Annotated in this window: 10 protein-coding genes and 1 pseudogene; 8 read left to right on the top strand and 3 right to left on the bottom strand. The window is 41.8% G+C overall.

What is annotated here, in order from left to right; genetic code table 11:
* Positions 1-81: 81 nt before the first annotated feature.
* From HXT45_RS03245 to HXT45_RS03265, 5 genes and pseudogenes are all read left to right on the top strand, one after another.
* Positions 82-1,077, top strand: a complete 996-nt coding sequence (locus HXT45_RS03245; RefSeq protein WP_248901140.1) for an amino acid ABC transporter permease — start codon at positions 82-84, stop codon at positions 1,075-1,077.
* Between the two features lie 83 nt (positions 1,078-1,160).
* Positions 1,161-1,997: an amino acid ABC transporter ATP-binding protein gene (locus HXT45_RS03250; protein WP_421781207.1), complete on the top strand. Its 837-nt coding sequence runs from the start codon at positions 1,161-1,163 to the stop codon at positions 1,995-1,997.
* 398 nt (positions 1,998-2,395) lie between these two features.
* Positions 2,396-2,524, top strand: a pseudogene (locus HXT45_RS03255) (amino acid ABC transporter permease); the annotation flags it as partial.
* An 81-nt stretch (positions 2,525-2,605) separates the two neighbouring features.
* Positions 2,606-4,513: a glutamine--fructose-6-phosphate transaminase (isomerizing) gene (glmS, locus tag HXT45_RS03260; protein ID WP_421781209.1), complete on the top strand. Its 1,908-nt coding sequence runs from the start codon at positions 2,606-2,608 to the stop codon at positions 4,511-4,513.
* Positions 4,514-4,529: 16 nt separating this feature from the next.
* Positions 4,530-5,972, top strand: a complete 1,443-nt coding sequence (locus HXT45_RS03265; RefSeq protein WP_421782290.1) for an extracellular solute-binding protein — start codon at positions 4,530-4,532, stop codon at positions 5,970-5,972.
* 50 nt (positions 5,973-6,022) lie between these two features.
* On the opposite strand, the gene HXT45_RS03270 is transcribed toward HXT45_RS03265, so the two are convergent.
* Positions 6,023-6,793: a type III pantothenate kinase gene (locus HXT45_RS03270; protein ID WP_004133265.1), complete on the bottom strand. Its 771-nt coding sequence runs from the start codon at positions 6,791-6,793 to the stop codon at positions 6,023-6,025.
* A 202-nt stretch (positions 6,794-6,995) separates the two neighbouring features.
* Between HXT45_RS03270 and HXT45_RS03275 the strand changes: the two genes are divergently transcribed.
* Complete coding sequence (locus tag HXT45_RS03275) at positions 6,996-8,759, top strand: glycoside hydrolase family 13 protein (protein WP_004133263.1); 1,764 nt, start codon at positions 6,996-6,998, stop codon at positions 8,757-8,759.
* Positions 8,760-8,863: 104 nt separating this feature from the next.
* Here HXT45_RS03275 and pdxT read toward each other — a convergent pair whose 3' ends face one another.
* Both pdxT and pdxS read right to left on the bottom strand, forming a co-directional pair.
* Positions 8,864-9,457: a pyridoxal 5'-phosphate synthase glutaminase subunit PdxT gene (pdxT, locus tag HXT45_RS03280; RefSeq protein ID WP_004133262.1), complete on the bottom strand. Its 594-nt coding sequence runs from the start codon at positions 9,455-9,457 to the stop codon at positions 8,864-8,866.
* 28 nt (positions 9,458-9,485) lie between these two features.
* Positions 9,486-10,319 carry a pyridoxal 5'-phosphate synthase lyase subunit PdxS gene (gene pdxS, locus HXT45_RS03285; protein WP_042711222.1) on the bottom strand — a complete coding sequence of 278 codons (834 nt, stop codon included), beginning with the start codon at positions 10,317-10,319 and terminating at the stop codon, positions 9,486-9,488.
* A 550-nt stretch (positions 10,320-10,869) separates the two neighbouring features.
* On the opposite strand from pdxS, the gene HXT45_RS03290 reads away from it, so the two are divergent.
* The gene (locus HXT45_RS03290) at positions 10,870-12,552 is read left to right on the top strand and encodes an ABC transporter substrate-binding protein (RefSeq protein ID WP_020759007.1); all 1,683 of its coding nucleotides are present in this window, start codon (positions 10,870-10,872) and stop codon (positions 12,550-12,552) included.
* A gap of 166 nt (positions 12,553-12,718) precedes the next feature.
* A complete protein-coding gene (locus tag HXT45_RS03295; RefSeq protein WP_020759006.1) occupies positions 12,719-13,687 on the top strand; it encodes an ABC transporter permease in 969 nt (322 codons plus the stop codon).
* Positions 13,688-13,702: the final 15 nt, after the last annotated feature.

Genomic DNA, 13,702 nt, shown 5'->3' on the forward strand with positions numbered 1-13,702 from the left:
GCCAATTTTTGTATTTAATATATAGTGATTGCTAGTTAGTAATTTGCATATGTTGCAACCAAAAGCCTTTATGGAGAAAGTATGTTTAACAGTTTAACTAAAAAGCCTTTACAAAATTCGCAAGGGAACGAGCGTATTTTGCCAGTCAAAAATCCTGGACCAATCGTAGCTGGCGTAATCGTAGCTATAATCGCATGCTCACTGCTTTATTCTATAGTCACAAATCCGCGATTTGAGTGGGATGTTGTTGGAATTTATCTTATAAGCAATAATGTTCTTGCTGGTATTGGTTGGACTTTGTTGTTGACTTTGCTTTCTATGGTTATTGCGATTGTTTTGGCTGTTTGTTTGGCTATGATGCGTAAGAGTGTTAATCCTGTTTTGCGTGGTGTTAGCTGGTTCTTTATTTGGTTTTTCCGTGGTACGCCTGTTTATACGCAGCTTGTTTTTTGGGGTATGTTTGCGGTTCTTGTTCCTAAGTTGAGTTTGGGTATTCCGTTTACGTCTGTTGAGTTTTTCTCGATTGATTCTAATGTTGTTATGACTTCTTTGAATGCTGCTGTTATTGGTTTGTCTCTTAATGAGGCTGCGTATTTGTCGGAGATTGTTCGTGCTGGCTTGGAGGCTGTGGATGCTGGTCAGGTTGAGGCTGCTCAGGCTTTGGGTATGGGTAGGTCTTTGACTATGCGTAGGGTTGTTTTGCCTCAGGCTATGCGTATTATTGTTCCGCCTTTGGGTAATGAGACTATTGGTATGCTTAAGACTACGTCTTTGGTTTTGGCTGTTCCTTTTACTTTGGAGCTTCAGTTTGCTACTAATGCTGTTGCTAATCGTATTTATAAGCCGATTCCGCTTCTTATTGTTGCTAGTGTTTGGTATTTGGTGATTACGTCTGTTTTGATGGTTTTGCAGGTTATGTTGGAAAAGCATTTTGGCAAAGGATTCGAAGCAAAAGACATTGTAAAAAATACGCAAATCAACTCGAATGCTGCAAAGCGTGGAGATAAAGCCATTAAAGCTGCTAGCGATGCTGTAAATGGTCGCAATAATGCAACAATGCTTGGATTTAACGCATAGTCGTATTGATTGCATAATACAAGCATAAATAAGTGCATTATAAATGGTAAAATTCCATTAGTTTTTATTAGATTTGAGGAAAAATGACAAATAATCTAACAGTTACAGAGCAAGACGTACAAAGCGTACAATATCAGAATCATAATGATGATGTTCCGGCTGTAGTTATAAGCGATTTGCATAAGAGCTTTGGCAATTTGCAAGTTCTTAAGGGAATTGATATGACTGTAAAGCCAGGAAGTGTAACAGTTATACTCGGTCCTTCGGGAAGTGGAAAGTCAACTTTGCTGCGATTAGTGAACCAGCTTGAAACAATCACATCTGGAAAAATCACCATTTACGGCGAGCGCATTGGCGTAAAAACTGTTGTTCGTAATGGTAAAGAAGCTTTGCAAGCGTTAAACGATAAAGAGATTGCAGCGCAGCGCGCAAAGCTTGGAATGGTGTTCCAGCGTTTTAACTTGTTCCCACATATGACTGCTATTGAAAACGTTATGGAAGCTCCAGTTCACGTTTTGCACATGGACAAAATTGCAGCTCACGATTTAGCGGTTAAAGAGCTTGAGCGCGTTGGAATGGCAGACCGCGTAGATCATTATCCTTCGCAACTTTCTGGCGGCCAGCAGCAGCGCGTTGCTATTGCTCGCGCGCTTGCTATGAAGCCAGAAATCATGCTTTTTGATGAGCCTACTTCTGCGCTAGACCCAGAGCTTGTTGGAGAAGTGCTTAATGTTATGCGCGACTTGGCAAACGATGGAATGACAATGATTGTTGTAACTCACGAGATCGGTTTTGCTAGAGAAGTTGCAGATCAAGTTGTGTTTATGGATGGCGGAAAAGTTGTTGAATGTGGAACGTCTGGGATTATTGATAATCCTCAAACTGAAAGATTCAAGGATTTTCTGCACAACGTTTTGTAAGCTTAACATATAAATGTAAATACGTAAAAATTAAGGCATTTTGCGTAAAATAATGAATAATTTATGGCTGTGGTGTTTGCTGCAGCCTTTTTATTTTGATTAGTAATATTATTCAAACAATTTTACGCAAAGAATATTTTGCGTAGTGTTTAGCGTGTTTGTGTAATAACAAACATAGTGTAAAGTTGTTCATTGTTTGAATATTCCATCCAATTTATTCGGAGATTAGTATGAGTGATGCATGTTCTTCATGCGAATCAAACTCGCATAGTAAGAACGGCGTTCGTATATCTCGTTGGCTAAGATTTGTTGCTGCGTTTACGTCGCTATCTTTACTAGGATTTTCCAGTGCTTGCGGAACAAGCGATGCTGTTGGGCTAGATTCTCTTTTAGCTCGCATTCTTATTGTTGCTAGTGTTTGGTATTTGGTGATTACGTCTGTTTTGATGGTTTTGCAGGTTATGTTGGAAAAGCATTTTGGCAAAGGATTCGAAGCAAAAGCAGATAGTATTCATAGCAACAGATAACAGTAATTGCAAAACATAATTCAAAACATAATTGCAAAACATGTAGAAACACACACGTTTTATAACGTAGAATAGAAAATTATGTGTGGAATTGTTGGATACGCAGGTTTTGGCACAGTTTGCGCAAAGCCTTTAGAAGTTTGCTTAAACGGATTAGAACGCTTAGAGTACAGAGGCTATGATTCATCTGGAGTTGCTCTTGCTGCTCCAGGAATGGATTCTATATGCGTACGCAAAAAAGCTGGTCGCTTAGCTGTTTTAAGAAAAGATATAGCCGAAAATCCAATGCCAGAAGCGAGCGTTGCAATAGGACACACGCGTTGGGCTACAAATGGCGCTCCATGCGACTTAAACGCGCATCCTCATGTTAGTGCAGACGGAAAAATCGCCCTTATTCACAACGGTATTATTGAAAACGCTATTAGTCTTAAAGAACAAATGCAAAAAGAAGGCATAGAGTTTTCGTCTCAAACAGATACGGAAGTTGCAGCAAAAGCGCTTGGAAAAATCGCGAATCAAATAATTGAAGAAACTGGTAAGCCAGATCTTTTTGAAGCAATAAGACGAGTTGCAAAAATTCTTAAAGGAGCTTTTACTCTACTTGCAGTGGACGTTAGACAGCCTAATATTGTTGCTGCTGTTCGCCATGATTCGCCACTTGTAGTAGGTGTTTCAAATAACGAGTATTTTCTAGGCTCCGACGTTGCTGCTTTTGTTCAATACACAGATAAAGTGCTTGAAGTTGGTCAAGATCAAGCTGTTTTAATCGGAGATATAAATGGATGCAAAAAAGCGCAGCTTCGTCTTACAGATTTTGACGGAAACGAGATTAAAAACCCTAGCTATTTTACAGTAGACTGGGATGCTTCGGCAGTAGAAAAAGGCGGATGGGATTCCTTTATGGATAAGGAAATCCACGAAGATCCGCATGCTGTAGCCGATACTTTGCGCGGGCGATTCGATGCAAAAGGGAATATTATTCTTGACGAAGTTAGGATTAGTCAAGATGTTTTGCGATCAATAGACAAGATAATAGTTGTGGCTTGTGGAACGGCAAGCTACGCAGGATTAGTTGCAAAATATGCGATTGAACATTGGGTGCGCGTGCCAGTGGAGGTGGAGCTGGCTCACGAATTTAGGTACAGAGACCCGATTTTAACGCATAGAACGCTTGTTGTGGCAATTTCACAGTCTGGCGAGACAATGGACACGCTAATGGCGTTAAGACATGCGCGTGAGCAGGGTAGTCGTGTGCTGGCAATATGCAACACTCAAGGTTCGAGTATTCCGCGAGAATCGGATGCTGTACTTTACACGCATGCGGGACCGGAAATTGCAGTTGCTTCTACAAAAGCATTTGTTGCACAAATCGTAGCTGCATACATGCTTGGGCTTTATTTGGCTCAAGTTAAAGGAACAATGTACAGGGATGAGATTCAGCAAATCGTGTCTCAGCTTAAAGAAATGCCATCTAAAATCCAAAACGTTTTAGACACTCAAACGGATTCAATAATGCAAGCTGCAAAGCGAACAATGGACGCAAAATCGTTCTTGTTCCTTGGCAGGCATGTTGGCTACCCAGTGGCGCTAGAAGGTGCGTTAAAGCTAAAAGAGATTGCATACACGTTTACAGAAGGTTTTGCTGCAGGAGAGCTAAAGCACGGCCCGATTGCTCTTGTAGATAAGGGAGAGCCAGTTGTTGTTATAGTGCCATCTTCTAGGGGAAGAGACGTTTTGCACGCTAAAGTGATCTCGGGAATCGAAGAGGTTAAGGCTCGTGGAGCGTTTACGATTGCGGTTGCAGAAGACGGAGATCCAGACGCTGAGCGTTACGCAGATATTGTTTTTTGGCGCCCTAAGTGCCCAACGTTGCTAAGCCCTCTTGTAGATGTTGTAGCATTGCAACTTTTTGCTATGAATATGGCAAAGCTTAAAGGCTACGACGTTGATAAGCCTAGGAATCTTGCAAAATCCGTAACTGTGGAATAGCAATACAATGAGTGTTATGAGTGCAAGAAGACCGCTCAAAAATCGCAAGCAGATTGCTGACTATTTTGTTAGGCGCATAATAACTGTTGTTTTATGCGTTTTTGCTGTTGTTTTTTGTGCGTCATGCGGATCTATTGATTCTAGAACTAAAATCACGGTGTGGTCTTGGGAGCCAAGCATGAAGCGGATTGCTGCAGATTTTGAGAAGCAAAATCCAGATATTCGCGTTAGTGTTAAAGACACAAGTGGGTATAGCAATCTTAATAGCGCTATTCAAGATGGTTACGGCATGCCAGATGTTGCTCAGCTTGAGTACTATGCTTTGCCACAATACGCTGTTAGCGGTCAGCTTTTAGACATTACAGATAGGGTACAGGGAACTCAAACATTTTACACGCAAGGATCATGGTCTTCTGTGCAATTAGGAGGCCGAATATACGGCTTGCCAATGGATTCAGGGCCTTTAGCGTGGTTTTATAATCAAGATGTGTTTAGCCAAGCAGGTGTGGATGCTACGCAAATTCACACTTGGAAAGACTACATTCATGCAGCAAGAAAGCTAAAAAATATTGGCGTTTATATTGCTGCAGATTCTGGGGATGCTAGCTTTTACAACGCTATGATTTGGCTTTCTGGCGGGCATCCGTTTATAACTTCGCACGACGGAAAAACCGTTACTGTTCGCTTAAGCAAAGATAAAGGAACAAAAGACTTTACAAAATTTTGGCAATTAATGATTGACGAAGACTTAATTGATACGAGGTTTACAACGTGGACTCCAGCCTGGAAGAGCGCTGTTGGCTCTGGCAATATTGCTTCCGTTTTTGCTGGAGCATGGATGACTTCGCTTTTAATGCACGATATTCCAGGCGGAGCAGGGCTGTGGCGTGTTGCAAGAGTTCCAACAATGGATGGTAAAAATCATAATGCGCAAATGGGCGGATCTGCGCTAAGCGTTTTGCAATCTAGCAGGAAGCCAGAAGCTGCAATGCGTTTTGTTGATTTTGTTTGCCACAATCAACAAGGTATTAAAGAGCGCGTTAGTTCGGGAGCGTTCCCAGCAGATGTTGTAACTCTTAGAGATAGCGCATTTTTGAATAAGACTACTGTTTTGGATTCTAGAGGAATTAAAGTGCCATACTTTGGCGGTCAACGCTTTAATCGCGTCTTTGCGGACGCAGCACAACATGTGTATACGGGGTACAAGTATTTGCCATTTGAAGTATATTCGCGTAGTGATTTTCGCTCCACAGTTGGCTTGGCTTACGATTGGAATCGAAAGTCAAAAGCGCGATTAAATACTAAAGCTATGACTGACGCTGGAATTAAGCAAGATGACGGAAAAGATTTTGTTCTTCCAGACGACCCTGGCCCTAAAATTCGTCTTAAAGACGGAATCGCGCTTTGGAAAAAAGACTTAAAAGAATACGGGTATAATCAAGGTTTTGTTGTGCGATAATTATTCGCTAAGACTATGCTCTTTAGGTTTGTAATCCAAAGGAAAAGTCGTTAGCAGCCGATTGTTCTTCTATAAATCTCGTACATTCCCTTAAAAATCAAATTTGGATCGTAGTAATCGATTGCTGTAACGTCTTTTTCAAAAAGTCGCCCTAATCCGCCTGTAGCAACAACCTTAAAAGGCTCATTTATCTCTATTTTGAATTGCTCAATTGTGCGCTCAATGCCCCCGAGGAAGCTGTAGTAGAGGCCAGCTTGCATAGCAGGACGAGTTGATTTTGCAAGAACTGATTTAGGTCGAGAAATCTCAACTTCTGGAAGCTGAGCAGTATTATCCCATAGAGCTGCCGCAGCCGAGCTTATTCCCGTGCAAATAAGTCCGCAAGTAATTGCTCCGCTTTTATCAACGTAGTTATAAGTTGTAGCTGTGCCAAAATCAATTACCAATGCTGGGCCGCCGTATTCGTAAAACGCGCCAACACAATCTGCTAAGCAGTCTGCGCCCAAAGAGCGAGGCTCGTCAATCCTAATATTTACGCCAGTTTTTACTCCAGGGCCTACAATCATAGGGTCGATTTGCAAAAACTTAACAATGCTTGCGCGGAAAGAGTGCATAACTTTTGGAACAACCGAAGCAACAATAACATCTTCAACATCGTTTACGCTAAAACCGCTTAAATTAAGGAATTGCGTAATCATAATGCCGTATTCGTCGGAAGTGTGATTTGCCTTTGTAGTCATTCTATATGTGCCAACAATCTTGCCGTTATCTAAGAATCCAAGCACAATATTCGTGTTGCCAATGTCTACTGCTAAAAGCATATTCGCCTCCAGTGTGTTTGTTGCGTGTTGCCAAACTTAAGTATGCGCATCTTTAGAGCAATACTACATTAATGCTAAGTCGTTGCGTGCAATTTGATTGTTTGTGCTTGCTGTTTTAGGAAATCACATAAAAGTGTGGCGGTGTGGCACAGTAGGTGATAAAGTCGAAAACAATGGCAGCGAGGCTAGAAAGGAATTGTAAATGATAAATCGTCAAGCAATATTGCATAGGCCACTTTCACAATACGCGTATTCTACGGCAGAATATTGCTTAACAATTCGCTTGCGTGCAGCAAAGAATAATCTTTGTTCATGCGTTTTGCACTACGGGAATCGCGTTGATTTAACTCCGTTAGACAAGTTTTGCACGCTGAAAATGGAAAAGATTGCAAGCGACGATTACTTTGACTACTATGAAGCGAATATAAGCAGCGATTTAGATAGAGTTTGTTATTACTTTGAGATGCAAGATGCGTATGAGCACTTGTATTTGTACGCCGATACTATTGCGTCTGATTTCCCAGAAGATCGTACAGAAGTCTACCAGTTCCCATTTATTCGCCGCGAAGAGATTAGCGACGTTCCGCGTTGGCTTAAAGAGGCTGTTGTTTACAACATTTTCCCAGATAGTTTTGCAGATTCTAAACGCGGCATAAGTTGCATTGCAAAAGATTATTTTGATGAGAAAACTGGCCAAACTTTACACACTCGTTTGGGCGGAACAATTAGAGGCATAATCGAAAATCTTGATTATATTGAGGATTTGGGCTTTAATTGCTTGTATTTAAATCCTATTTTTACAGCTGCAGAGTACCATCGTTACGATCTTCTTGACTACTATCATGTTTGCCCTAATTTAGGAACGGACGACGATTTTAGGGAGCTTGTTAGCGAGGTTCATAATCGCGGCATGCACATAATTATTGATGGCGTTTTTAATCATTCTAGTTGGTATTTCTTTGCGTTTGACGATGTTGTTAAAAATGGCGAAAATTCGCAATACAAGGATTGGTTCTATGGATTAAAGTTCCCTGTTAAGCGCCCCGAAGATGGCGAGCGCCCAAGCTATACGTGTTTTGCGTATGAGCGTAAAATGCCAAAGCTTAATACTTCTAATCCAAAAGTTCGCGACTATTTTATGGACGTTTGCCGCTATTGGCTTGAAGATTTTGATGTTGACGGTTGGCGTTTGGATGTTGCTAATGAGGTTGATAAAGACTTTTGGCGTGCCTTCCGCTCTGTTGCTAAAAAGACTAAAAAAGATAGTGTGCTAATTGCGGAGATTTGGGAGAATTCTGAGCGTTGGCTGCAAGGAGACATGTTTGACTCCACTATGAACTACGAATTCCGCAAAGTTTGCCGCGATTTCTTTGCTTTTGGTAAGATTAATGCGCGCGAGTTTAATAGTCGATTTGTGGATATGCTTTTAAGATACCCATTCCCGATTGTTCAGGGTCAATTGAATTTGCTTGATAGTCATGACGTTAGTCGCTTTAGGAGCTTGTGTGCGCAAAATTCCGCGGATTTTGGCGATTCTTCCGCGGTGGATAAGCGATTCCGCTTGGCTGAGCTTTGTTTGCTTACATCTGTTGGAACTCCAAGCGTATTCTACGGTGACGAGCTTGGGGTAGTTGGTTTTGAAGAGTGTGATTATCGCGCGGCTATGCCTTGGGCAAATCCTGTAAAGGATAATCGCGACTTGTTCCGCGAACTTATAAACTTGCGTAAAAGTAACGATTGCTTTAGTCATGGCAATTTTAGAGTTCTTGACTATGATGAGCGCGGAAAATTTGTGTTTGCGCGAGCAACTGATTCTAAGCGTGTTGTTGTGGCTTTAAATGCGTTCAATGAATCTAATGATTCGTTTAGTTCTTTGCCTGATTGTGAGCCGATTATTAGCTACAATTATGATGCTCAAAATCATGCTCTTGGAGCCTTTGGATACGCGATTTTTGAGGTAAAATAGCGGTTTAATAGCGTTTTTTAATGGAGCATTAATAGAGTTTCATAATAAAAGTGGCACTTAAACAAGTGATTTAAGTGCCACATTTATTTACAAGTCTAAGATATTTACAAATCCAAGAAAAGCTGGTGTATTCTTGTGTCTTCATCAAGCTCTGGGTGGAAAGCTGTTCCGATTTGATTTCCTTGGCGAGCAGCTACAACGTTGCCATCTACAGTTGCAAGAGCCTCGGCATTTGAGTCAACTTGCGCAATATAAGGCGCGCGAATAAACGTCATTGGAACAGCTCCAAGATTGCCAAAATCAGAATTGCAATGGAAGCTTCCAAGCTGGCGGCCGTAAGCATTGCGCTTAACAGTAACGTCTAGCGTGCCAAATCCGCTAACTTCGTTTCCTTCCACGTTTTTTGCAAGCAAAATCAGCCCTGCGCAAGTGCCAAGAACAGGCATTCCGTTTGCAATTTTCTCGCGCAAAGGCTCAAGCATATTTTGCTCTTTAAGAAGCTTAGTTTGCACAGTGCTTTCGCCGCCAGGCAAAACAAGGCGGTCAAAAGATTGCTCCAAATCTCGCGCTTGACGAAGCTCAATAACGCGCGCGCCAAGCTTTTCTAGCATTAAACGATGCTCAAGAAAAGCTCCTTGAACAGCTAGAACGGCTACAGTGTGCGCGCAATTATTTGTGTTGATAGGTGAGTTTGCCAAAATAATTCGCCTCAATCACTCGTCTCAATTACTCGCCGCGGTTAGCCATTAAAAGCTTGATTTCTTGCTCGTTAATGCCAACCATAGCTTCGCCCAAATTCTCGGAAAGTTTAGCAATCATCTTGGCATCTTTGTAATTAGTAACAGCCTTAACGATTGCAGCAGCGCGCTTTGCTGGGTCTCCAGACTTAAAGATGCCAGAGCCAACAAACACGCCTTCTGCGCCAAGTTGCATCATTAAAGCAGCGTCTGCAGGGGTAGCAACACCGCCAGCTGCAAAGTTTACAACAGGAAGCTTGCCGTTTTGCGCAACATACTTTACAAGATCGAAAGGCACACGCAAAGTCTTAGCTTCTTCAAAAAGCTCATCCTCGCGCATGCTTGTAAGCTTACGAATTGCGGAATTCATCATGCGCATGTGGCGTACTGCCTGAATCACGTCTCCAGTTCCAGGCTCGCCCTTAGTGCGAATCATGGAAGCGCCTTCGTTAATCCTGCGCAAAGCCTCGCCCAAATCCTTAGCGCCGCAAACAAATGGAACTGCGAAATCGCGCTTGTTAATGTGGTAAACATCGTCTGCTGGGCTAAGCACCTCGCTTTCGTCAATGTAATCGATCTCAATAGCCTCAAGTACTTGCGCTTCTACAAAGTGACCAATACGGCATTTTGCCATAACAGGAATAGACACAGCCTCTTGGATTCCGTGAATCATAGCTGGGTCGCTCATTCTAGAAACGCCACCAGCTGCGCGAATATCGGCAGGAATACGCTCCAACGCCATTACAGCGCAAGCTCCAGAATCTTCAGCAATTCGCGCCTGCTCTGGAGTGGTAACGTCCATAATCACGCCGCCCTTAAGCATTTGTGCAAGCTGGCGATTTAGAGCAGTGCGGTCTTGGCTGCCGTTATTTTGCGGATCTGAGGATTCGTTTACTGTTACTGTAGTATTCAAGTTTTCTGCCATTATTCCTCGCTTTTTATTGGCGTTTTATTGGCGCATTTTGCATGCATGCTGTGTGTAACATCTTTATGCGTCTGTTATACATTTTTGCAAATATGCAAGCTATCGTATTGTTTTTTGCGCAGGTTTGCAAGTTTACGTCTGATGGCATTTAACCACATTCATAGGATATGTGATTAGAATAACGTCAAATTTTTATAGAATCGTGTTAAATTTTTTACACAATGATGTCAAATTTTTTGTAAAAACGCATAAATATCAATGACTTATAGCGAAGTTTTTAGACTCGCCCTAGTTTTGATTGACTTGCTAGCAAGCTACGATTATATACGCCGTTGACTTTGTGTTGCAAGTGTTGCAATTAGATAAAGCGACGAGCTTAAACAATTAAATAACAACATAAACAACAATTAAATAAATGTATCTAATTCAATCCAGAAAGGTTTGTTGAATGGATAACAAAGAACCCAAAGATGGCGCATACTCTAAAGATGCGACCAATAAATTCTATGGGCAAGAAAACGCGCAAGAATCGCAAGCTGCCTTTAGCACAGATGCTTCGCTTAACGCTGCGTCTAAAAGTGCGTATAAAACCAATAAGCGTGGTTTGGGAAAATTCTGGCTTGTTTCTGTAGCAATCGTAGTAATCGCAGTAGTTAGCGCGATTGTTGCAACGCTTACAGGTCCGCAAAAAAATCCTGCAAGTCAAACATCTTCTGCGCAAGTTTCAAATAAAACTGTGTCAATCGGATTAAAACTTGCTCCTACAAATCTTGATATTCGTAATCAATCTGGCTCTTCCTTGGAACAATTGCTGATTGGAAACGTGTATGAGGGTCTTGTAGCTAGGGATTCTAAAAATCAAGTTGTTCCTTCCCTTGCAAAGAGTTGGGAAATAAGCAAAGACGGCTTAAAGTACACATTCCACATTCGTAAAGGCGTTGTTTTTTCTAATGGGAATAAGCTTACTGCAAAAGATGCTGAGTGGTCTTTTAACGAGCTTGTTGCAAAGAAATATCGCGGATCAAACATGGTTGGAAAAGTTGAATCTGCTAAAGCTAAAGATGATTACACGTTTGAAATCAAGCTTAAAGAGCCAAATGCAAAGCTTTTGTGGGCGTTGTGTTCTAGAGCTGGCTTAGTTTTCGATAAGCTTGCGAATTATGACGCTAAAACTCAAGCTGTTGGATCTGGTCCGTATTTGGTGGAGAAGTTTGTGCCAAACGACCGAGTTGTGTTAAAGGTAAATCCGCGATACAAGGGAATTAATAAGGCAAAAACTCAAAAAGTTGTTGTTCGCTATTTTGTAGACGATGTTGCTGCTGTAAATGCGCTTTCTTCGGGGTCTGTTCAAGCTTTGGCGCCTATTTCGGGTCAGCTTGCTAAGCCTTTTAAGGCGGATTCAAAACGCTATGTTGTTAAAGCTGGAAACACTACCGATAAATTTGTGCTTGCTATGAATATGAATGGTGAGCGAACCAAAGATAAGCGTGTGCGCCAAGCGATTCGCTATGCGATTGACCATAAGCAAATTATTGCTTCGCGTGGAGGTACGGATGCTTTGCTTGGCGGACCAATTCCTTCTCTTGACCCAGGATATGAGGATTTAACTAAGATTTACGCGCATAATGTTAAGCGTGCTAAGTCGTTAATGAAGGAAGCTGGTTTTAGTGAGTCGAATCCTTTGCATCTTTCACTTACTTACCCGAATATTTATGGAACGCAACTTGGTGAGCAGCTAAGATCTCAATTACAGCAAATTGGCATTGATCTAAAAGTAAACGTTGTTGAATTTACTACTTGGCTTCACGACGTTTATACCAATAAAAACTACGATTTGTCTATGGTAGATCACAACGAAAGTCACGATTTTGGCCAGTGGGCAGATCCTAAGTATTACTACGGTTACAACAATAAGCAGGTTCAGGATTTGTATGCTAAGGCAATGCTTTGCGCGAATATTAAGGAGTCTAATAAGCTTCTTGCTAAAGCTGCGCGAATCGTTAGCCAGGATGCTCCTGCAGATTGGTTGCTTAATTATAAAGTTGTTACAGCTAAGGTAAAGAACCTTGAAGGCATGCCTTTTGACATTAATCAGGTTCTTTTGCCGCTATACAACTTGCGACTTAAGTGATTTGGTCTAAATTTCCCGATTTTGTAGCTTTAATTGGCATGTCGAGCAACAAAAAGCGCAAATAGCTCTAGCGCGATTATCCGCGCGAGCGATTTACCGAAAATGTTGCTCAAACTAGCTCGTAAAGCTACAAAATCGGGAACATTAAACTAAGTAAGGGGTTTGTATGAAGCGCATGATTCTTCGACGCATCGCGTTGTTTTTTGTAGCGCTGCTATTTATTTCTGCAATCGTATTTCTTGCTCTTAGAGTTTTACCTGGAGACGTTGCTCAAGTTATGGCTGGCTTAAACGCGCCAGATGGAAAAGTTGAGCAATTAAGACGCGATTTAGGATTAAACAAGCCCCTTTTCGTTCAATATTTAGAGTGGATTTTTGGCGTTTTTAGAGGCGATTTTGGCGTTTCAATGCTTACGGGTCGTTCCGTTGCGTCCACTATTGCTATGCGTGCTAGCATAACTTTTCCGCTCATTTTTCTTGGACTTTTAATTGCGCTCGCAATTGGTATTCCTCTTGGATGCTTGCAAGTTTTGTATTCTGGCAAGTCTTTGCAAGGCTTTTTAAGGTTTTGTGCGATTGCAGGCGGATCTGTTCCTGCTCTTTGGGGCGGAATGATTTTAATCATGATTTTTGGCAATGGCATTGGCTTAGTTGGGATTTTTCCTACTCAAGGTTTTCCAACAGACGGTTGGCGAGATTTTGGTAGCGCATTTTTGTCTTTGATTCTTCCAGCTCTAACAGTTGGCGTTATTGTTGGATCTGGTTTTATGCGTTACACTTCAGCATCATTAGAGCAGATTTCTAATAGCGACATTGCTTTGCAAGCTATGGCTTGTGGGATGACTAAAAAGCAAATGATTTGGCGAGTTGGCTTGCGATTAGCGTTGCCGCAGCTTGTGTCTGTAATCGGCTTAACTTTTGCACATATGATTATGGGCGTAATGGTTATTGAAAATCTGTTTTCGCTTCCTGGAATGGGTATGGGTCTTGTGCGCGATGTTGGCTTGCGAGATCTTATATCTGTTCAAGGCAATCTTTTTATGCTCTCTGCATTGTTCTTGCTTGTTGGGTTTGCGATTGACGTGTTGCATCGTTTGTTGGATTCAAGGCTTAGCCAAGATTCGAGTGGGGAGTGATTTAAGTGGGGGCAA

The sequence above is a fragment of the Gardnerella sp. DNF01199S genome, from assembly GCF_049244155.1.
GTDB lineage: Bacteria > Actinomycetota > Actinomycetes > Actinomycetales > Bifidobacteriaceae > Bifidobacterium > Bifidobacterium piotii.

Excerpts from the sequence above, each read along its gene's own strand:
- HXT45_RS03245 (WP_248901140.1), top strand. The coding sequence starts at position 82 with ATGTTTAACAGTTTAACTAAAAAGCCTTTACAAAATTCGCAAGGGAAC.
- HXT45_RS03250 (WP_421781207.1), top strand. The coding sequence starts at position 1,161 with ATGACAAATAATCTAACAGTTACAGAGCAAGACGTACAAAGCGTACAA.
- glmS (WP_421781209.1), top strand. The coding sequence starts at position 2,606 with ATGTGTGGAATTGTTGGATACGCAGGTTTTGGCACAGTTTGCGCAAAG.
- HXT45_RS03265 (WP_421782290.1), top strand. The coding sequence starts at position 4,530 with ATGAGTGCAAGAAGACCGCTCAAAAATCGCAAGCAGATTGCTGACTAT.
- HXT45_RS03270 (WP_004133265.1), bottom strand. The coding sequence starts at position 6,793 with ATGCTTTTAGCAGTAGACATTGGCAACACGAATATTGTGCTTGGATTC.
- HXT45_RS03275 (WP_004133263.1), top strand. The coding sequence starts at position 6,996 with ATGATAAATCGTCAAGCAATATTGCATAGGCCACTTTCACAATACGCG.
- pdxS (WP_042711222.1), bottom strand. The coding sequence starts at position 10,319 with ATGCTTAAGGGCGGCGTGATTATGGACGTTACCACTCCAGAGCAGGCG.
- HXT45_RS03290 (WP_020759007.1), top strand. The coding sequence starts at position 10,870 with ATGGATAACAAAGAACCCAAAGATGGCGCATACTCTAAAGATGCGACC.
- HXT45_RS03295 (WP_020759006.1), top strand. The coding sequence starts at position 12,719 with ATGAAGCGCATGATTCTTCGACGCATCGCGTTGTTTTTTGTAGCGCTG.